Source organism: Winslowiella arboricola (assembly GCF_025527015.1).
GTDB classification, from domain to species: Bacteria; Pseudomonadota; Gammaproteobacteria; order Enterobacterales; family Enterobacteriaceae; genus Erwinia; species Erwinia arboricola.
Genome location: NZ_JAODIM010000036.1, coordinates 150,283 through 171,849, shown reverse-complemented (window position 1 = coordinate 171,849; position 21,567 = coordinate 150,283). Strand labels below are relative to the sequence as shown.

At 53.2% G+C, this 21,567-nt stretch carries 7 protein-coding genes; 3 read left to right on the top strand and 4 right to left on the bottom strand.

The features are described 5' to 3' along the window. Positions 1 to 4: 4 nt before the first annotated feature. The 4 genes from N5923_RS04555 to N5923_RS04540 all read right to left on the bottom strand — a co-directional run bounded on the left by N5923_RS04555 (position 5) and on the right by N5923_RS04540 (position 16,683). The gene (locus N5923_RS04555; RefSeq protein WP_267145222.1) at positions 5 to 778 is read right to left on the bottom strand and encodes a hypothetical protein; all 774 of its coding nucleotides are present in this window, start codon (positions 776 to 778) and stop codon (positions 5 to 7) included. Positions 779 to 793: 15 nt separating this feature from the next. After that, a complete protein-coding gene (locus N5923_RS04550; protein WP_267145221.1) occupies positions 794 to 9,190 on the bottom strand; it encodes a hypothetical protein in 8,397 nt (2,798 codons plus the stop codon). Between the two features lie 146 nt (positions 9,191 to 9,336). Beyond that, positions 9,337 to 11,088, bottom strand: coding sequence for a sulfite reductase subunit alpha (locus N5923_RS04545; RefSeq protein ID WP_267142785.1), 1,752 nt, complete (start codon positions 11,086 to 11,088; stop codon positions 9,337 to 9,339). 66 nt (positions 11,089 to 11,154) lie between these two features. Next, positions 11,155 to 16,683 carry a glutamate synthase-related protein gene (locus N5923_RS04540; protein WP_267142784.1) on the bottom strand — a complete coding sequence of 1,843 codons (5,529 nt, stop codon included), beginning with the start codon at positions 16,681 to 16,683 and terminating at the stop codon, positions 11,155 to 11,157. 908 nt (positions 16,684 to 17,591) lie between these two features. On the opposite strand from N5923_RS04540, the gene arcB reads away from it, so the two are divergent. The 3 genes from arcB to mtgA all read left to right on the top strand — a co-directional run bounded on the left by arcB (position 17,592) and on the right by mtgA (position 21,550). Then, positions 17,592 to 19,931, top strand: a complete 2,340-nt coding sequence (gene arcB, locus N5923_RS04535; RefSeq protein WP_267142783.1) for an aerobic respiration two-component sensor histidine kinase ArcB — start codon at positions 17,592 to 17,594, stop codon at positions 19,929 to 19,931. A gap of 243 nt (positions 19,932 to 20,174) precedes the next feature. Further along, positions 20,175 to 20,828 (top strand): isoprenoid biosynthesis glyoxalase ElbB, encoded by a 654-nt coding sequence (gene elbB / locus N5923_RS04530; RefSeq protein WP_267142782.1) that lies wholly within the window; start codon positions 20,175 to 20,177, stop codon positions 20,826 to 20,828. Next, positions 20,825 to 21,550 (top strand): monofunctional biosynthetic peptidoglycan transglycosylase, encoded by a 726-nt coding sequence (gene mtgA, locus N5923_RS04525; RefSeq protein ID WP_267142781.1) that lies wholly within the window; start codon positions 20,825 to 20,827, stop codon positions 21,548 to 21,550. Before elbB ends, mtgA begins: the two co-directional genes overlap by 4 nt. The last annotated feature ends 17 nt before the right edge of the window (positions 21,551 to 21,567 follow it).

Genomic DNA, 21,567 nt, shown 5'->3' with positions numbered 1-21,567 from the left:
GCCGCTACACGCCCACCAGATAGAGCGGCAGCTGATTTTTCTCGTCTGTTGATGGGGTAAAAGTCTGCTGGAACAGAAACCAGGCTGCGGCAATGTCTTCTCTCGCCCGCTGCGGATATTGCGCGGAAAAATATTCACACAGCAGGCCAAAAACCATCTCTTCGTCGGTCATTACCAGCCTGATAACCAGTGACTCACTGTTATAGAGCTGGCGGAAAAATGCGCCATAGCGCCGCTTGTCCAGCTGTTCAGGCTCGTCTTCCTGGAGAAAACGCAGGGTGTCCGCTGCGTGGTAAAAACGATGTTCTTCCGTGCTCCAGTGCGCCTGTTCATTCTCGATAACCTGGCGGATGCGATTTTGCAGACGTAAGCAGAAAGAGGGGCCGGAGAAAGCCGCCAGCGCCCACGGGCTGGACAGGCGGAGCTTAGCCCAGGCGGCAAACTCGCCGATGGTTTGCGGTTGAGAACTGATGCCCGCCAGACGCGGCGGCTGTTCCGGTTGCCGTGCTGGTCCCACCGGCGTCAGCAACAGATCTTCCTGTTGCTCGACGGTGATTCTGCGGGCAGGTGCGATACCCGCGGCGTGACTGCTGGCGGGATCGCCGATTCCGGCGGCAAGGATCAGACGCACCGGCCAGTGGTGCAGCATTGGCATCAGTTCCGCGGTGGCTGCCGTTGTTTGCGGACGCAGCATAATCAGCTGTTCGGCGCGGTGGGTGGTTTGCCAGTAGCGCAACGCCCCCTCACAAATCTGCCGCCATATTGTGGCGCGCTGCACGATCTCCGCGGTTTGTCATTGCTGCGCCGACAGAGTCAGCAACCGGTTTAACACTTTTTCATCCGCCGGCAGTGCTGTCGCCAGGTTCTGCAGCTGATCCAGCGCGGGCTGCCAGGCGAGGCGTGACGCGGCTGGCCAGCTGTCATTGCGCAGGCAAGGCCAGGGCTGCGCGAACAGCTCGGGAGTGATATGGAGTTGCTGCTGGTAGTAACTGAAGAAGTTATTCTGTGCAAAATAGTGTCGCTGCAGGAGAAACGCGGCATTGTCGTCAGGCGGCAGGTCAGACTGCTGTTTGATAAATTCAATGGCGCTTTTTGCCTGTTTCTGCAAAATGATCGCCTGGTTAATCTGGTTCTGCAACGCCGTGGAGAGATTGTCCAGGATCGGGTCTTTCTTCAGCAGCCTCAGCGCCTTTTGCAGCATGGCGCTTCTCAGGGTTAAAAATCTTTCCGCTGCCCGGCGCTCATCTTCACGATAAAGATCATATTCGCGCCAGCTGAGTGGATTCGACAGCAATGAGGAGAGGGTGATATCCGTATCCTGCAGCGATGTGTCCTGCTTTAGCTCGTTATCGAAATGTCTGCCAGACGAGCGTAAATAGATGAAGACATCCATTAATTCTGACATGTCCTGCTGCTGACTGACGCTGCGAAACGGTAACGACCCGATCGCCTTTGCTGCGGTGGTAAAGGCTGAGTAGCGGCTTTGCTGCAGCGCGGCGAGCTCACGCCTGAGGCGATCCCGCTCTTCTTCCTGCAACAATGGCCAGTAATCAGGTTCCAGTTGTGCAATAAAAGTTTCCAGCTGTGCGTGAAACTGCTGCGCACTGGCTGCGGTACTGTGCTGTGGCCAGCTTGCCGGGATCTGCGGGGATTTGCACAGCGTGCCCTGTGGATCAAGCACGCGGTAACTGATCCGCCGGTAATGATCCTCGCTAAAAATAAACACCATACTACCGTCACTGCCCTGTAAAACCGGAGATGCGAGCGTCATGGCAGCGCAGTTCTGCGCGCCATCGCCCCATTGCAGATAGGCCGTCGGCGAAAAATTGCCTGCACGGATTAAGCGGCTGGCGTTTTGAGCGGGCTGCAACTGCCAGCGTGACGACGCGGTCAGTGACCACGTGTGTTGCCAGTCAGTGTCAAACGGCTGTGTTTCCAGGCTAAAGCCGAGGTCGGGAGAGTCCCGGTCAGCGGACGGGGTGAAGGCGAGCCGCCAGCCGCCGTGGGAAAAAGCGGTGGCGTTTACCGGTAGTGCGGCGCTGCCGGCATCGGGGGAAAAATAGTATTGCAGTTCTGACCCACTGCCGCAGGTAAACAGCCTGGCAACGCCGGAAAACAGGGTAGGGATGGCGTCAGTCGGCAGCGGCGGCGCACTGCTGACGGCACTTTGCAACTGCCAGGCCAGTGGAACGGAGTCATCAAAAAACGTCAGCGCAGATATTTCACCATGGCGCAGCGCCTGCAGAGAATAGCTCAGCAGATCTGACGGGTTTAATGCCGACCAGATGGCAGCGCTGGCGCTGTCATCCGGCAATGGGTAGATGGCCTGGCGGTTTTCCGCCAGACTGACATAAAGCATGCGCTCTGCCCCTTGCTTCCAGCCCAGATAACAGACGCGGCTTACCGGGTCCCACCAGAACCCGGCGAAGCCGTCGGTGGGCAGAGCAGATAATGGTGTGGGGCTATAGCGTTGCCCACGCTCTTTTAATCCTGTGGTCAGGAAAGGCCAGCGGGTTTCGCAACCCATCACGCTGGTGACCGCCTGAATGAAGTCGGCGGCAGGTGGTAAGTCAGGCGCTCTGAGATGATGGGGTTGTTGCCACCTTGCCATATCAACATGGCTGGCAATGGTCACCAGCTGGTGGGTTTGTTGCTGAATAAAGCGGTAATCATGGCTGTCATCACGATCATAGAAAAACAGATGCTGGCTTAACCAGTGTTCCAGCTGCTGCTTCTGTTGAACAAAAGTCGATTCGTTCTCTGTCTGCATTAGCAAGGAACCGAGTTTGTCCATCTCCTGCTGCATCCACAGCGATATTGCGCTGGCCGGATCGGTAACCGACTGGTTGCCAGCCAGGGTGATCTGCAAGCGAGGCGCCAGAGTCACATTGTGCGGCGTCTGCGCATCGGCAAAACAGAGGCTGATAAGTTCATGCTCTGTTGGGGATCGTGACAGCTGGCGAAATATCAACGGAATATAGTGTGGATCGCCGAGCGGCAGCACGATGCCTTGCTGCTGCTGACTGTGGAAACCCAGCCCGGCGACCCTGACGCTTTGCTGGTTATTGCGCCACTCTGTATACCAGCTAACCTGCAGATCCGCTTTTTGCAGGGCGTCAGCCAGCTGTATGCTGTCATCAGCAGGGAGCTGCTGCAGCGCCAGCTGTAACAGGTGATGCTGCTGCTGCACGCTGGTTTTTATCATGGTGCTCAACTGCTGTTGCTGCTGAGCGGAAAAGCCGGAAAACGTCAACAGGTGCAGAAAACCGGCCAGCCATTGATTGTGTCGCAGGCAGTTTTGCAGACGTTGCTGCAGCTGTACCGCTGTTTGCACACTGGCGGCGATCAGGTGCAGGGCATCGGTTGCCTGCTGCTGGTTCGCAACAGGTTGCTGTCCGCTGATTAACGCCATCTGCTGGATGGCGGTATCGCGTAGCGAAAGCAGGCCGGCGTCATGCAGGGCTTCCCAGGTCAGGTGCAAAAAGTCAGCTTCGGCAGTGGCGCTTAACCGCAGCTGCCGGGCAATAATGGCGCCGATGCAGAGCAAGCGGGAGGAAAAATGTTGTAATGGCGCCGCCGCCAGCCGGGATTCGATATGGTGCAGCCCGCGGCTAAAGGAGAGCAGGTGTTGCAGGGTGGCGGTAATATAGTGGCGTAACGCCTGTTCGTCTGGTTTATCAATGTCCGGAAGTTGTGCGGCAAACAGGTGATAAATCACCTGGCTCTCACTGGCGACGAACCCCTTTGCCAGCAACAACGATAATCTGTTGTTTCCGCCGGCGAGTTTGCGCTGCAGATGATGAAAGATAAATTGATATAACCCCGGTGCGCGTGGTGTGGTGAGCTGAAAAATATCACTCAGCAACTGCAGTGGCGGATAATCATCCGCAACGTTCAGTGAGGGAAAATAACGGGACAATATCATCACCTGGTAATCTCGCAGCTTGCCCTGCCCGTCTATCAGGTGATTGATTAAAGCCACTGCATCACGCCGGGTCAGCGCCTTTAGCGCTAAAGCATCCTGGCGGTAAATATTTAAACGCAGATGGAAGGGTTGAGAGGCAAAATGCAGAAAGCTTTCCAGCGCCCACAACTGAGGTTTATCCAGTGGCAAAGCCACCGTTTCATTCAGCGCCTGATAATCCGGCTGAGCAAGCGGATAGGAGGAGTGAATACTGTCAGCCTGCCGCCGGGCGCGGACAGTATGGCTGTCAGGCATATATTCGTTGGTCAGAAAGGTAAACCAGCGCCCATTGTCGGTCAGCCAGACCTGGCAAAAGTAGAGCCGGGGATAGTGGCGGCAACTCTCGGTCAGCGCCCGGCTGACATCATTGATAAACAGCGGGTTAACCTCGCCATTATCGATAATCGCCAGTTTGTCGCCTGCTGCCGTTTGTCGTTGCCGCCAGTATTGCGCCAGGTTTTTGCCCGCATCACACAGCGCAGGCTGGAAATTTTCATAATGCATTTCCTCAAGCAGCCAGGGTTGCATGGCATCCAGCCAGGCGCTTTGCGCAGCGGCTCCCTCCCACTGCTCGGGGGAATAATGAGCCAGCACTTTTGCGCTGTATTCAAGGCGCGCGAAGGATTGATACAACGCAGAGAGATCGCGGGCTATTTGCAGCCAGTTGTGGGTGAAATCGTCAGCTGAAGGGAGAGTGGCGGTCGGGTGGTCGAGCCGGTATTGTTCCCGGCGCGCCAGGAAAATATCCATATTGTGGCTGAACAGAATGATCGCAGGCGGATGTCTGCTAACCACTTGTTGACAGTACTGGGCGAATTGCCCGACGGCTGCGGCATGAAATTTCATCTGCACTGAAGAGTGACTGGAGCCGTAGAGGGTAAACCTTTCGAGGTTAAAATTGAGTTCCCGCTGCCAGCGGGTCAGCGCCGTCTGTCTGGCGGCTTGCGAGGTGCCCATTGCCTGCGCCAGTGCGGCAACATCTTCCCTCAGCAGGAAAAATTGCATCATAAACAGATAATTGAGTTCGATGGCCTGGATAGTGCCTTGCAAAGTATTGCTGATAATATTGCTGGCTTGTTTGATTAACTGCTGTTGTGCCTCCTGCAGGGCTACCGCCGGTTTAATATAAGGCCTTTCCAGTACATCACGATAATAACGCCACAGGGCATCTTCAGTTATTTTAACGTCATTTTTATCTGTCTTATAATGGTCCTCCATGGTTAACACCATATTGCTATAATGGATAACCGGAATAGTCAGTGCGATAAAACAAAACATCGCCATCTGATTATAATTTTCCGGAAAAATCCAGTGATGTTCCCTGGCAGTGGCAATCACAGACTGCGGGTCACGCGTGTGTAAGGCGGTGAACAGCAGCTGTTGATAAGTGGGTTTGTCGTGATAAAACAGATTGAAAATATTGAGTGTTATATTTTCCTCTGAGTTTTTCCCCGGTGTACAGCTCTGATTGATCACGACCGGATCCGGCAGAGTATAGAGTTCATGCTCAAACAGTTTATCGCCCAGTGGGTTTTGCCACGGGAAACCGAATCTGGCCTTTCTTTTATGCGATAACAGTCCTTTTGCCCCGGTTTTCAGGGTGCCGATAACCCAGGGGAAAATGGAAGCCAGATACCCTTTTTTAGATCCCACCGCCAGATAAGGAAAGGCGATTAATGACGGAATAGCCGCGACATCTTTGAGCAACAGTTTAATATCGCTTCGTAAGGTAATAATTTCATCATCAATTTTATTTATCTCATCTCTGATGGCGTTTATCTTGATTATCAGTGATTCTGAATAGCTTTTGACGTCGGTTCTTTTCAGCGCGCTGTCGACTTTTTTGGCCAGTCGCTGTATCTGTTGCTCTTTTAATAGCCTTGATACATGCTTTTTCTTGATTGATTGCAATAGTGCCGAGATTTTTTGGGAAAAACCCCGCATCCCATAAATATCGCCGAAACAAATCAGAGCCTGTAGTGTCGGGATAATAATGGAGGGCGGAGCATTGTCTTCACCAGAGAAAATATAATCGCGCGCCAGTTCATAGCAATTATAGAGGGGGAGTGACTGGATAAATTTTTCCATTGAATTTTTGGCATTGCTTTTTTCCGTGTCGGTAAGGTTTTGTGCTGATAACTTCATAAAATTCAGTAACTGATTCCGGTCTTCGCTAATTTCTTTTTTAAGCATTTTTAGCGAGGCGTCATGTTTATCACCAAGCTGCCTTTCCTTAAAAATGACGATATTCTTTTTCTCAGGCTGGAATGTGACGCAAATTTCGTTTTTGTATTTTTGGTAACGCTCAGAAAAGAACTCGCCGCTCCTCGACATATGGCTGTGTATTGTTGTATTGGGTTCTTTGATTTCACCGCAAAGGTCGGTAAAGGGTTGCAGATCGGTAAAAATGAAATTTTCATCCAGCACACTTTTTTCCAGAGCAGGAATATCTTCGGTTTTATTTATCGGTAAACGCCATATCGGCAACTGACGAAAATGAGAGCGGATATATTCAATTTGCAGCAAATAAAAGCGCTTTTCTTGTGATTTTCTATTCCAGGCGATGAAGAATTTACCCACTTTGTAGTGGGGGCGACGATTGTAGAGGACCTTTTCTCTGACTGCCGGACGCAGACGGAAAAATTTCGGATAGAAAAAATATTGAAAATAACTCAATCTTTTGACTTCAAAGTCTATCGCAATAAAACAGGTGTCATGATGATGAAGAAAGTCAAAGTCATCTTCCGGCAAGTTCATAAAAGCTTTTTCGACAATATCATTGTACAAAGCCAGGTGTTTTTCGCACATGTCCTGATAAGACTTTTCAAATTCATCATATAATTCGGCACGGGTAGCATGATCTTTTAACGAAAATAATTTTCGGCTACCGCTAATATTATAATTTCGCAATGCGTCAGGTGTTTTTTGCGGCAGAAGCTGATGTAGCAGGGTAAAACCATCGTCCAGATTGCGGATAAGATCACGAAAGCTTGTGCAGCCAATTAAAGTTCGCGTCTGATTATCCATATGTCCTTCTGTTCTGACCAGCAGTGACAGGATATTAAAATCCTGTGCCGCATCGATATCAATGCCGGGATAGAATTTCTTGATAATATCATCCATGGTAATAATCGGTAGTCTGGCAAGTTCTCTGTCTTGCTTGTGATATGCTACCGCATTGCGGTTTATTGCATCATATTCTTCTTTCAGTTCTTCGACCACCTCAGCTGCTGAGGAATTGAGATTGTCATAAATACGCAAGCCGGAAATAAAGAATCCATCAATAAATCCTTCCCTTAAGGCAGTGGTAATACTGGCGCTGCCGAAATCACGGTTTTCCAGCAGTTTTTTGCCAATGTAATTCCACAGATAATAGCCATTTTTAGAAATCAACGGTTCATGGCTTCTGCCGTTTTCTTCCATAAAGAGTAAATTAGGTACTATCTGGGATAAAATAAATTCGGTGATCTTATTCATGCCAAATCGGCTATGAATACCCCTGGCTAAATATTCTTTAGCGCACTCTTTACGTAAGTCGTTAAGAATGTTTTTTATCACGTCATTCTTTTTCTCTACGACAAATTTATACCAGGTGGAAATATAACCGGCATGTATTTTTATAATGATATTGTCGATCTCTTCCGGGCTGTTTTTATTTTCATCGCTCAACAGGTAAGATAAGATAATGACCAGCTGATCATTCATATCATGATAATCGATGCTTCTGAAGGTGGTAATATTCAAGCTGTCCAGCAACTGATTGGCACGTACTAAATCAAGATTGCTTTTCTCATCGAAGAGCCAGCTAAGTAATTCCACTGCCAGAGTCGCTCCGGTGTTGTCGGAAGAGAGAAAGCGTCTGATGGCGTTAATCATATTGAAACAAATATTACTGCTTTTATCTGGCTTGTCTGCTGTGTGCGCCTGACGAAGATAGCGCACACCCGCTACGGTCGCCAGGGTGATGCCCGTCGCGGCGAGAGATAATGCCGTGCGCCCTCTCCACCATGAAGGAGAAGCCGCTGCGCCAGCGATGACGGCACCGGAGACCAGCAACGGTAACGATACCGCGCCGTCTTCCGACGCTGAGAGGACGTTTTCCGTTATTGTCTCCTTAACGGCGGCGGTCAGTGGGCGGATATCTCTTCCCCCCAGCGGGCACACTGACAGCTGCTGATTGATAATTTGCTGCTCAGTCTGCTGATAAGCCTGATAAAAATGCGCGCTGTTATAATCTTTCTGCCGCAAAACCGCTTTTGGCAGGCAGCGCAGCACTGCGCGATTTAATGCCTTTGCCGCCAGATCCTCCTGATAAGCTTTGCCGTGAGTGCGCTGGTACCAGCTTTTAGTCTGCTGCTGCTGGTGTTCAATGTTGTACAGCCGCTGATAATCCTGGCTTTTTGCGGAGAGCGCCCACAATCCCTGAATTATCCTGGCGCCATGTATCAGGATATTTGCCTGCGGAAGCCTCTCCGTTGAGCCGCTGCTCAGCCGCAGCATGGCGTACAGGCCGACGATTAATGTGATGCCGGTGGTAACCAGCGTAGTACAAGCGCTCTCTGCACAGAGCTGGGTTACCGGCGCGAGCACCTGTTCGTGCAGGTTCAGCAGCCAGCCAGGTTGCGTGATATCTGCCGCTGCGCAAAGCGCCAGCCCGCTGCTGAGCAGAATCAAACAGCTTTCAGTCAGGCTTTCGCTAAGTGAGAGGTGATGTCGCTGTAGCCAGATCAGCAGCAATCCCGGCAAACCGGAGAGTATCGCCGCCGTTGAAGTCGCGCCTGCGACGGTGTGGATCAGCTGATTAAGCAGTTCCATACCGCCGAGATAGCCCGTCAGCGAGAGCAACTCTTTTCCCGGGTGGCTGCAAATCAGCACGGCGGCCAGCAGTTTACTGAGATCGGCGGGCATCATATGCAGCAGGCTGGTGGCAACGGCTGTGCGGCTGAGCCGGTTCAGCTGGAGGTGGATCGCGTCTTTGACCAGCGCGCTCAGAGTGCTGAAGGATGGCCAGCCGGATGAGGATTGCAGCCAGGGCTGAGTATCAAGGGCATCAAAAAAGAGTTCCCCTTCGCTGCACAGGGGATGACGGCTGTAACGGTTGTCGCCGGGGGCGATATATTGCACATTCTGAATATTGCTGACCGGCAGCGGGCATACAGCAGTTAAGACGGTCCTGTCAGGGCATAGCGCGGCAGCGGCGCCGGTCACAGTAATGTTGTTATCCATAACAACTCAATTCCTTGCAAGGATGATATCCGTAAGCAATTAAGTGTAGTGGTGATGGGATGCTGTGCGAGGGTGGGGAGGGAGATTTTGATTATAAAAAAGCGGCATTTTTGCCGCTTTTCATCATAATTGCTCTTTACTGAGAATTAATAAACGTCGCGCAGATAGCGCTTCTCTTTCTTCAGTTTATCCACATACTCGGCTGCGCCTTCTTCTGACAGACCGCCAAACTGAGTAATGACCTGATACAGCGCTTTATCCACATCTTTCGCCATGCGTGAAGCATCGCCACAAACGTAGAAGTAAGCGCCTTCCTGCAGCCAGGCATACAGTTCAGCGCCTTGCTCCAGCATACGGTTCTGCACATAGATTTTTTCCGCCTGATCGCGCGAGAACGCCAGATCCAGGCGCGTCAGCAGGCCGCTCTGCTGCCACTCGGCCAGTTCATCCTGATAGACGTAATCATGTTCCTGATGCTGATCGCCAAAGAACAGCCAGTTCTTGCCTTTGGCATCACAGGCCTGACGCTCCTGCAGGAAGGCGCGGAATGGCGCGATACCGGTTCCCGGGCCAACCATAATCAGTGGCGCGTCGCCATTCGCTGGTACGCGGAAGGCTTTGTTCGGCGAAATAAAGATCGCTGGCTTTTCGCCCCGTCCAACACGTTCGGCCAGATAAGTGGAGCAGACGCCATTACGCGCGCGGCCGGTGCTGTGATAGCGCACGGATGCAATCGTCAGATGCACCTGGTTTGGATGTGCTTTCTGGCTGGAAGAGATGGAATACGCGCGATGCTGCAATGGGCGCAGCAGCGCTACGAACTCAGTGACGCTCAGCGTGCGCGTCAGATCCAGCTGCAGCAGATCGAGGGTGTCTTTGCCCCACAACCAGATACCCATAGTGTCTTTATCGTCATGCTGCAGGATATGACGCAGTTCCTGGTTAGTGGTGTTCTGACCGACCCAATCGATCAACTTACGTGATGGCTCAGAGATCTCAAACTGATAAGTCAGCAGGTCGCCCAGCGTGCGGTCGAAGCCCGGCACCGGCGTGTCATAGTCAGATTTCAGCTGGGTCAGCAGTAATTTAACCAGCGTCGGATCATTCACCGGGAACACGCCCAGTGCATCACCTACTTCATACTTAAGGCCGCTGTCGGTGAGATCAAATTCAAAGTGGCGAATATCTTTAGCGGAGTCGGCACCTGACAGACGCTTATTGGTCACCAGCGCGGCGGCATACGGGTTCTGCTTGTTGCTCCCCGGGATCACCGGCGCTTCTGGCAGGTTATCCAGCGCGGCACCGGTGCTGCCGGCACTGGCGGCAAACAGCGGCATTGAGCCGGCAATCCAGCTATCGGATGGCTCTTCGTAGTCGATATCACAATCAATACGATCGGTAACGCGTTTGGCGCCCAGCTGCTCAAGACGCATATCAAAGAATTTACCTGCCTGGCAGAAACCATCGTAACCGGTATCGCCAATCGCCAGCACCGCGAAGTGCATCTGTTCCAGACGCGGCGCCGTGCTGGCGGAGATTGCCTGCCAGAACAGCTGCGCGTTATCCGGCATTTCGCCTTCGCCATAGGTGGAGGTGATAATCAGCACATGGCGCATGGTGGCGAACACGTCGATATCGACTTCACCCAGCCCCTGCACCACCGGGACCAGGCCTTTAGCGCGCGCCGCTTTGGCCGCGCTTTGCGCTAAGGCTTCAGCATTGCCGGTCTGGGAGCCAAACAGAATATGCAACTGAGTGGTCGCCGCCGCGCCACTTGCGACCTGCGGCTTGTCTTCCAGCACCAGCAGGCGCGAATGGAGGCCAGCAAGGAAACCCGCCAGCCAATATTTCTGTTCACCATTAAATGGCGCATCTTCAGGAATATAAGGAATTTTCATCGGTTTTATCTGCTCAATCCCGTTTTATCGTGTTCTGTAAAAATTCGAATTCAAATTAACCGGCAATCAGGCCAGCTTACCCACCGCGGCCGCCAGTTCTGGCAGTGCGGCACGGGCAAACAACTCCTCAAAGTCAGGCAGTCGTCCCAGAACCTGTCTGTTACGCGCATCCTGATAAATGATCCAGCCATAGGTGGCCAGACTGTCCATTGAACGAATGTTACGTTGCGTCAGTGCTGCCTTGTAATCTGACATGCGTTTCGCGGCAATCAGGCAAGAGAGCTCTTCATCACTATAATTTTCAATCGCCGCGCGGGCATGACGCTGCAACTTACTGATTAACGCAAAATCTTCGGTCATCAGCAGGTTACGCACCGCTTTCTCCATCGCCGCATCTTCTACCGCAGTGCCTTTCGGCAGACGCGACAGCGCCAGCTGTTGAGCAGAACTGAGCACGGTGTAGTTATTCAGCAACACAAACATTTCTGGCGTGTCGGTAGCGCCATAAGCTGGCACCGAGCCATTCGCGATAGTCTGCTTGTTGCGCCAGGCGTTTTTGAATTTCGTTACCTGATGGCCGGCCAGCGCAGTCGACAGCTCTTCCAGCAGATCCTTACGCGTTTTCGCCTTCAGAATTTCAGCGCCATCCTGATACAGCAGCAATGAGCGCGGCATCACGTAGACAAAGTGCTGGCACTCGGTTTCCCAGTGCTGCAGCAGCCAGGCGGCACGTTCAGAACCGGTGGCGTCCAGATGCCAGTTCAGCATCGTCAGCACCGCTTGTTTGTGTACGCGCGCCATCTCATCGTCTTCGGCAATCGAGCCAAACAACACCGAGTCACCGGCAGCGTGGGCGGCTAATGCGCCATACGGGTCGTACTGGTAAGCGAAACCGCCGCTCATACCGTTACCAAAACCTTTACCGAAAGTGCCGAGGTTAAGGATTGCGCCATTAGTCATATATTCGCAGCAGAAATCACCGACCCCTTCAACCACCGCCGTGGCGCCGGAGTTACGTACCGCAAAGCGGTCGCCCGCCTGACCCTGCACAAACAGACGTCCGCCGGTGGCGCCAAACAGGGCAAAGTTACCAATCAGTACGTTGCCATCAGCATCCTGCGAACCGCCACCCGGCGATCTGACAACAATTTCGCCGCCGCACTGTCCTTTACCGACGCCGTCATTACAGGTGCCGCTGTGATCCAGTCGCATACCGTCATTGCAGAATACGCCATAGGACTGGCCAGCCGAGCCGACGGTAGCAATATTCACCGTCGCCGGTGCCAGATAGCGACGGCCGCGATCGTCGAGCAGGGCGGCCGGGATCGCGCTCAGCTGCGCAGCATCCAGCTGGTGGTTCAGTGCGCGCTCGATATCGATCGATAACTGTCCACCGACGCTTTTGTTACGGTTGTTTAGCGTTATGCCATTACCCAGTTTAATGTCAGTGCAACCCTGGGCGAACAGTTCGCTGTTCAGCTGCGCTAACCAGCCGTTATCCAGTTCGAAATCTTTTTCCAGATAGACCGGACGGGCGATTTTTTGCTCCGGCACCACTGTCAGCATGGCGCGCAGATCCAGTTTGCCGACTTCGCGTGGGTGATCCATCAGGTGCAGCAGATCCGAACGGCCACGCGCTTCACGCAGCGAGCGCAGACCCAGACGCGCCAGCATTTCACGCACTTCGTGCGCCACGTTGATAAAGTACTGCGCCAGCTGACGCGGATCGCCATCAAAGGCTTCGGCATTGGTGGTCAGACCGGCCGGGCATTTGACGTTACAGTTTTTCGCCATCACACATTTCAGCATCATCAGTGCGGTAGTACCGAACTCAAAACTGTCGCCGCCCAGCAGTGCCGATTTCATTACGTCACTGCCAGTCTGCTGCGCGCCGGAACAGCGTAAGATCACTTTCTCACGCAGGCCGTTGGCGCACAGCGCCTGATGCACTTCAGCAATGCCGATTTCCGCCACGCGTCCGGTGTATTTGAGGCTGGTTACTGAAGCCGCACCGGTACCGCCGGTGTTACCGGCGACGTTAATCACATCCGCGCCTGCTTTCGCTACGCCGACCGCGATGGTGCCAATACCTTCAGAAGAGACCAGTTTAACGATCACCCGTACGCGCGCTGCTTTACAGTCATGGATCAGCTGCGCCAAATCTTCAATCGAATAGGTATCGTGATGCGGAGGCGGGGATACCAGCTCCACGCCCGGCGTACCGCCACGCGCTGCCGCGATCTCAACCGTCACTTTCGCTGACGGTAACTGACCGCCTTCGCCAGGTTTTGCGCCCTGACCAATTTTGATCTCCAGCTCTTCCAGCATCGGATCCGCCAGATAGGCAGCCCAGACACCGAAGCGGCCAGAGGCCAGCTGTTTGATGCGTGAAGCACGGATGGTGCCGTGACGTGAATAGTGTTCGCCACCTTCACCACAGTTACTCATGCCGCCAACCATATTGGTGCCATGCGCGACCGCTTCATGCGCCGGGGCGACCAGCGCGCCATGACTCATCGCACCGGAAGCAAAGGTGCGGGTGATTTCGCTGGCCGGTTGCACTTCGCTTAACGGCAGCGAAGGAGAGGTGGTAAACAGACGTGACAGATAGTCAGCCGCTTTGCAATTAGCAACCACCTGCAGCACGCCGTTGATGATTTCGCTGCTTTCGATTTCACTGTCGAAACGATTTTTCAGCGCGATATCCAGCGCGGCCAGGCGCTCGTTTTCTGATTTCAGGCCTTCAATTGCATCGGTCAGGCGCAGGGTAAACTGATTTCCGCCTTCGCTGCTTTCACATACCAGGCCGCGTACCGCAAAGCCATTGTTAATTAATGAGTAACGGCCCAGTTTGCGCGAGAACTCAGCGATGCTGTCGACATGGGTCAGATCCGCCGGGAAGGCGAGAATGTCACGCAGCGCGGCAGGACGTCGTTTACGTTCCTGGTGCATCAGGCTGGAGAACTGACGGTAATCCGGCGTAATGGTAAAGGCGTCGATTACCTCGTTCGGGATACGCTCAAAGCTGCTGTCTTTAAATGACGTCGCTTTGATATTGAAAGCATTGTCCAGCTTTGCCAGCGTCAGCAGGCGGATAAACTGATCCTCTTCGCGCGGCTTGTCGGCAAAGCGGATCGGCTGCTCCGTCATATCGATAAAGGTACGTACCGCAATGGTGCCGTAAGAGTGACCGGCGCCTTCCGCACGCTCTTTAAACAGACCGAGCAGCGGCACTTCAGATTCGCCCTGAATTTTCAGCGCGCTCTGATGCCAGTCCACCGCCATCTGGGCGATAGAAGCAAAGCCAGCGCCGCCAACCGGCGTTCTGATATTCGGGAAATATTTCTTCAGCACGGCATCTTCGGTATCAAGGAAGTTCGGCTCGAAGAATTCGCCACAGCTATAGCTCTCCACGGTACAGAGTCCAACTTTACCCATGGTTTTCATCAGCGCTTTTTCAGCCGCTTTGGCATAGCGTTTAAACGCTTTGTTGCCTTCCTCGCCTTCGCCATATTTCTCTTCGGCACGCATCTGCACACCGAGTGGATAGATAGCGGAGGCGCCAAAACCCAGCGCTGCGGCGATATGGTGCGAGGAGATGCTCTGACCACTCTCCACGACCAGCGACACATCCAGACGCAGGCCTTCCTGTACCAGACGCTGGTTGATGGCGGAGACCACCAGCAGCATTGGCATTGCTGCACGGCTTGAAGAGATATGGCGGTCGGTAAGTACCGCGATGCCACCCTGTTCACGGGCGAAATCGACCACTTGCTGCGCGAGGTCATCGATAGCGAGTTCCAGCGTACCGGCGTTATCCAGCCGGCTCTGCGCGTCAGTACCGAGCACCGGCTCATACAGCATTTCAAAACGGGCGTAAGGGGCGACGTCCTGCTCACGTAACTGCAGCATATCCAGATGGGTCAGGATCGGCGTCGGCACAATGATCTGCCGGCCTTTGCTGCGTCCCAGATGCGGTTTGGCGCCCAGCGCCACGCGTAGGGTCATGCCGTCAACTTCACGAATGGAGTCTAACGGTGGGTTCGTTACCTGGGCAAAGCGCTGGGAGAAGTAGTGCGCCATGCCGCCTTCATGATCGGATAAGCCGTTGATCGCATTGCCGTAACCCATGGCTGAAATTTTCTCAGCGCCGGTGTTCAGCATCGGATCCATCATAAATTTGAAGCTTTCCTGGTTGTAGTAGTAAGCCACAAACCGCTGATAGGTTTTCAGATCGCCGCTGTAACGCAGTGGCGAGCCTTGCTGCTCGGCGGCAATCACCGGCAGATCTTGCAGGGTGACGCGTGATTGCGCCAGCAGCGCCGGATAATCCTGCTCAGTCGCCAGTTTTTCCAGCGCTTCAATGGTGGTGAAGCTGCGCTTTGCGCTGTGATCGTAATAGAGCATGCCGCCAGCTTCGATACGGCCACGGCGTAATACGCTTTCCGGCGGGAAGGCGATCTGGCCGGCTTCCGACATCGCGCCAATATACTCCGCGGTTTCAACCGAGCGCAGCGGGCGCAGGCCAAGGCGGTCGAGACGCGCGCCAATAATTTCACCATTACCAAAAATCAGTGCCGCCGGGCCGTCATTTTTCTCTTCATATAAAGAGAAATATTCCAGCATGGCGCGCACGCCTGGCGATAACGAGTCATCGTTTTCCCATGCTGGCGGCATCATTGATACCACCGCGAGGATCAGATCCAGATCGTCTTCCATCAGACGGCTGTGGATACTCTGATCGAGACGTGAGCTGTCGGACTGGCCTTTAGGACGCACGATTTTTTTGCCGCGCGCCAGCGCCAGCGCCGCTTCGGCAATGCGGTTTTTACGGTCGGTATTCAGCTCACCGTTATGCGCCATCAGGCGGAACGGCTGCGCCATGGTGGTGTGCGGATCGGTGTTAGTCGAAAAGCGGGTGTGGAAAAACAGGCCGCGCACCTGATGATCCGGATCGGTCAGATCCTGGAAATAAGGAATCACTTCATTTGAGTTAAGGCGCGCTTTCAGTACCTGCGTACGCGAAGAGAGCGAGAGCGGATAAAGTCCGCCAAATTCGCTTTCGGTAAAGGCGCGGGCCTCAATATCCAGCAGCGCGCGGTAAATGCGCTTTTCAAACTCGCTTTGATTAGCCACATCCTGCGGGGCAGTAAACACCCACTGAACAATAGGTAGCTGGAATTGCGCGGCCGCCGGACGCAGAACGCTGGCGTCCAGTGGTAGGTCACGCTTTAAAATAGTGGTAAAGCCATATGAGGCGAGGATATCGGCCACCAGGCGCTCGGCGTTGGCGCGCAGTTCGCTATCTTTTGGCACAAAGAAGTTACCGACGCCAAAGCGTCCGAACTCCAGCGGCTGGCCAGTAATTTTACGGAAGAAGTGCAAAGAGAGATCGACGTTAACCCCGGCTCCGTCACCTACGCCTTCGGCCGACATGCCCCCGCGATGAGGTACGGTGCACAGGGCGCTGTGCGCCATCTGCAGTATCTCATGGGTCTGCTCGCCGTCCTTACGTGTGAGGAAACCCACGCCACAGCTATCACTTTCATCTGCTGGATCATACAAGCCATAGGGATATGGGTTTGAATTGGACATCGAGGGCCTCCTTAAATTACTGCTGTGACATTACCACGTTGTTTCAGGCACAGAGCGCAGCCAGACTGACTCCCGGCTCTGTATCATTTTATCACCGCTACTCAGCGGGCATCGTTTATCCGGGCATTTCAGCGGCAGGCATTATTCAATGTCAGCCAGCGGCCTGCTCTTTATTTTCCGGGTCTCATTAGAAGAGATAACTTGCATCATGCGGGAGTCTTCTTGCTGCATAGATATGCCGAGACACTGGTCCCTCAGGAAAGCTTCCAGCGGATTTCCAACTTATCGGGAAAGCGTACAGAGGTCAAATGTGGTTCTTACTTATGCTTTTCCGGGCTTTATTGCCGTTATATGACTGTAATTTATAGGGTTGTTGCTCGATTTTATCCCGATCGAGTGTAATGTTGCTCAGGGAGAAATGTGAACTGACTCACTATAGTGCAGTGAGCAAATACCTGCACCATGCTGGTGCTGACATCAATTATAGCATTATATGCTGATAACGGCCGTGAAACCGCAGGATGAGACTGTTTTTAAACTGAATGGATATTTGAATCAAATAGCGCCTCATCATTAGTAAAATTAATCGTGCTGCACATGATTAAAATATCGCTAAAGATGAATGATTATTCGTATTGATATGGGGAGGCCGTATGACGCAACAAGGTCATCGCATTGAAAAATAGTCATAACGCAGAAGTGCCCATTTACCGAGGCGGCTCAACAGATTATGCGGTTGCCAAAATTAGTCAATAGCTTTTCTGGGGTAAATGCATCAAAGCCGCGAATGACGGGGCTTTCGCACCAATTTGGTGCGCGTTCGCCAGCGGATAAGCTGATCCAGCGCCGCCGCGTTAGCAGTAAAAGTACGATATGATGATGCGTATCGACCAGGAAGGAAGCTGTTTATGAAGCAAATTCGGTTATTAGCGCAGTATTACGTTGATTTGATGGTCAAACTGGGACTGGTACGCTTTTCATTGCTGCTGGCCTCCGCGCTGGTGGTGCTGGCGATGGTGGTGCAGATGGCGGTGACCATGCTGCTGCGCGGTCACGTTGAAAGCATCGATATGGTGCGCTCAGTGTTCTTCGGCCTGCTGATTACCCCATGGGCGGTCTATTTCCTTTCGGTGGTGGTTGAGCAGCTGGAGGAGTCGCGACAGCGGCTGGCGCGGCTGGTGGATAAGCTGGAGGAGATGCGCCATCGCGACCTCGCGCTGAATCAGCAGATGCAGGACAATATCACCCAGCTTAACCAGGAGATCGCCGACCGTATTAAAGCGGAGGAGGCGCGTCTGCAGGTGATGGATAAGCTGAAGGAGGAGATGGCGCGGCGTGAACAGGCGCAAATCGAACTCGAGCAACAATCCTCATTTTTGCGCTCATTCCTTGATGCTTCGCCCGACCTGGTGTTCTACCGCAATATCGATCAACAGTTCTCCGGCTGTAATCGCGCGATGGAGCTGCTGACTGGCAAAAGTGAAAAGCAGCTTATCGGCCTGACACCGAAAGATGTCTATGACGATGAGGCAGCCACTAAGGTGCTGGAAACCGACGAAAAAGTGTTCCGCCATAATGTGTCGCTGACCTATGAGCAGTGGCTGGAGTATCCCGATGGCCGCAAAGCCTGCTTTGAAATTCGCAAGGTGCCTTATTACGACCGCGTGGGTAAACGCAGCGGGCTGATGGGCTTTGGACGCGATATAACCGAACGTAAGCGCTATCAGGACGCGTTAGAGAACGCCAGCAGGGAGAAGACCACTTTTATCTCTACGATCAGCCACGAGCTGCGTACGCCGCTAAATGGCATTGTCGGACTCAGCCGTATCCTGCTGGATACCGATCTGAACCAGGAACAGCTGAAATACCTGAAAACTATCCATGTCTCCGCGATTACCCTCGGTAATATTTTTAATGATGTGATTGAGATGGACAAAATTGAGCGGCGCAAAGTGCAGCTCGATAACCAGCCGCTCGATTTCACCGGTTTTATCGCCGACCTGGAAAACCTCTCCGGCCTGCTGGCCCAGCCGAAAGGGCTGAAGTTTGTGATGATGCCGGAACTGCCGCTGCCGCAACAAATCATTGCCGATGGCACGCGTTTGCGCCAAATCTTGTGGAATCTGATTGGCAATGCGGTGAAATTTACCCAGCAGGGCGAGATTGTGGTGCGGGTTAACTATCTGCCGCAGCGCGAACGTCTGCGCTTTGAGGTGCAGGATTCCGGGATGGGCATCCCGCAGGACGAACAGGACAAAATCTTCGCCATGTATTATCAGGTGAAAGATCAGCATGGCGGCAAACCGGCGACCGGTACCGGGATTGGCCTTGCGGTATCACGTCGGCTGGCGCAAAGCATGGGCGGCGATATTACCGTCGATAGCGCGCCAGGGCAGGGATCCTGCTTTATCGTCGAGATTACTGCGCCGCAGCTGGCGGAAGAGGTGGCCGATGAGCAGCCGGAAGAGGAACTGCCGCTACCGGCGCTGCATGTGCTGCTGGTCGAAGATATCGAACTGAATGTGGTGGTGGCGCGCTCGGTACTGGAGAAGCTCGGCAACAGCGTGGAAGTGGCGATGACCGGTAGTGAAGCGCTGGAGATGTTCGATCCTGAAGAGTTTGATCTGGTGCTGCTGGACATTCAGCTGCCGGACATGAGCGGGCTGGATGTCGCGCGTGCGATTCATCAACGTTTTGCCGGTCACCATTTGCCGCCGCTGGTGGCATTGACCGCCAATGTACTGAAAGATAAACGTGAATACCTTGACGCCGGTATGGATGATGTACTGAGTAAGCCGCTGGCCGTGCCGGCCCTGACGGCGATGATCAAGAAGTACTGGGACTATCAGGACGACACTCAGCCAGAGGAGAACATGGCGGTGGATAAGAAAAAACTGGCGTTACTCGATGTGCCGATGCTGCAGCAATATATTGAGCTGGTCGGGCCGTCGTTAATTCATCAGAGTCTGGCGATGTTTGAGCAGATGATGCCGGGTTATCTGGCGGTGCTCGATTCCAATATGATGGCGCGCGATCAGAAAGGGATTGCCGAAGAGGGGCATAAAATCAAAGGCGCCGCCGGTTCGGTGGGCTTACAACACCTGCAACAACTGGCGAAACAGATTCAGAGCCCGGAATTACCCGCATGGTGGGACAACGTGCAGGAATGGATTGATGAGCTGAAACAGGAGTGGCGGCATGATGTGGCGGTACTACGCGAATGGGTTCAGGACGCCGGAAAAAAATGACCCCGACCGAAGCCGGGGTGCGCGAATACACTGCGCCAACACCAGGGAAATTTTGACCCGCGCGATTATCATTCGAGTAACTCGTTTAGCTCGGCGCGCAGGCTCGGTATTGGAAAACGCTTAGAAACACCTTAGCAAATCCTGGAAAACAAGTAACCTGATTCATTAAAATGTGTGATGTGGAGCAGCGTTTCCATCCAGAAAACATTAATTTGCTGACACAGTCAAGTAAGGAATTAATCGATGAAGTGTATTGGTGTAATTTTGAGCGGTTGTGGGGTTTTTGATGGCAGTGAGATTTACGAAACCGTCTTGACGTTACTGGCTATAGAACGTGCGGGTGCGAAGGCAATTTGCTTTGCGCCGGATAAATCGCAACTTCATGTAATTAATCATATTACTGGCGAGGAAATGGCTGAAAATCGCAATGTTTTAGTGGAATCAGCGCGTATCGTCAGAGGGGAAATTTTGTCACTAGATCAAGCTGACTCCGTTCAGCTCGATGCACTCATCGTACCAGGAGGCTTTGGGGCGGCCAAAAACCTCAGCAGCTTCGCGAGTGAGGGCGAAAAGTGTAATATTGACGAAAATTTGCAAAAGCTTACATATGAAATTTATAAGCAACGCAAACCAATTGGTTTCATCTGCATTTCACCTGCATTAATCCCCAGACTGCTTGACGCGCCGGTACGGGTTACCGTTGGAACCGATTCCAATTGTGCGGAAGTGATTGAAGCGATGGGGGGAATTCACGTTTCCTGTCCGGTTGATGACATCGTCGTCGATGAAGAACACAGGGTAGTTACCACTCCGGCGTTTATGCTGGCGAATTCGATTGATGAGGCAGCCAGTGGAATCGATAAGCTGGTAAAACGCGTGGTGGATATGATTGCATGAAAAAGAGTCAAGCAAAGCTGTTCCAGCGGCTGAAGTTCTGGTTTTTTCGGGTGGTAGTGGGTGTGGCTGGCCTGTGGATTGCAGGTATTGCAATCTTTGCGGTTCTGCCGGTGCCTTTCTCGGCGGTAATGGTGGAACGTCAGCTCAGCGCATGGTTACAGGGCGATTTTGCTTATGTCGCCCACTCTGATTGGGTGGCAATGGATGATATTTCCCCATGGATGCCACTGGCGGTTATGGCGGCAGAAGATCAGAAGTTTCCCACCCACTGGGGTTTTGATATGGATGCGATTGCTTCGGCGATGGATCACAACGAACGATCTGGGCGGATTCGTGGCGCTTCCACGCTGTCACAGCAGACAGCGAAGAATATGTTTCTCTGGGATGGTCGCAGCTGGGTGCGTAAGGGCCTGGAGGCCGGACTGACGCTGGGCATTGAGGTCGTCTGGACCAAGCGCCGCATTCTGACGGTCTATCTGAACGTAGCGGAGTTTGGTGACGGGGTGTTTGGTGTCGAAGAGGCCGCGCAGCGTTATTTCCATAAGCCTGCCAGGAAGCTGACGCAATCCGAGGCGGCATTGCTGGCCGCGGTGCTGCCAAGTCCGCTGCGCTTTAAAGCGGGCGCGCCTTCAGGCTATGTACGCCAGCGTCAGCAATGGATTATTCGTCAGATGAATCAGCTGGGTGGTGAAGGGTTTTTACGCGAGCATAAACTGAACTGATTCAGGCTCGGGCGGCG

Bases quoted from the DNA above. Each gene is read 5' to 3' on its own strand.
- N5923_RS04550 (WP_267145221.1), bottom strand. From the start codon at position 9,190: ATGGATAACAACATTACTGTGACCGGCGCCGCTGCCGCGCTATGCCCT.
- N5923_RS04545 (WP_267142785.1), bottom strand. From the start codon at position 11,088: ATGAAAATTCCTTATATTCCTGAAGATGCGCCATTTAATGGTGAACAG.
- N5923_RS04540 (WP_267142784.1), bottom strand. From the start codon at position 16,683: ATGTCCAATTCAAACCCATATCCCTATGGCTTGTATGATCCAGCAGAT.
- arcB (WP_267142783.1), top strand. From the start codon at position 17,592: ATGAAGCAAATTCGGTTATTAGCGCAGTATTACGTTGATTTGATGGTC.
- elbB (WP_267142782.1), top strand. From the start codon at position 20,175: ATGAAGTGTATTGGTGTAATTTTGAGCGGTTGTGGGGTTTTTGATGGC.
- mtgA (WP_267142781.1), top strand. From the start codon at position 20,825: ATGAAAAAGAGTCAAGCAAAGCTGTTCCAGCGGCTGAAGTTCTGGTTT.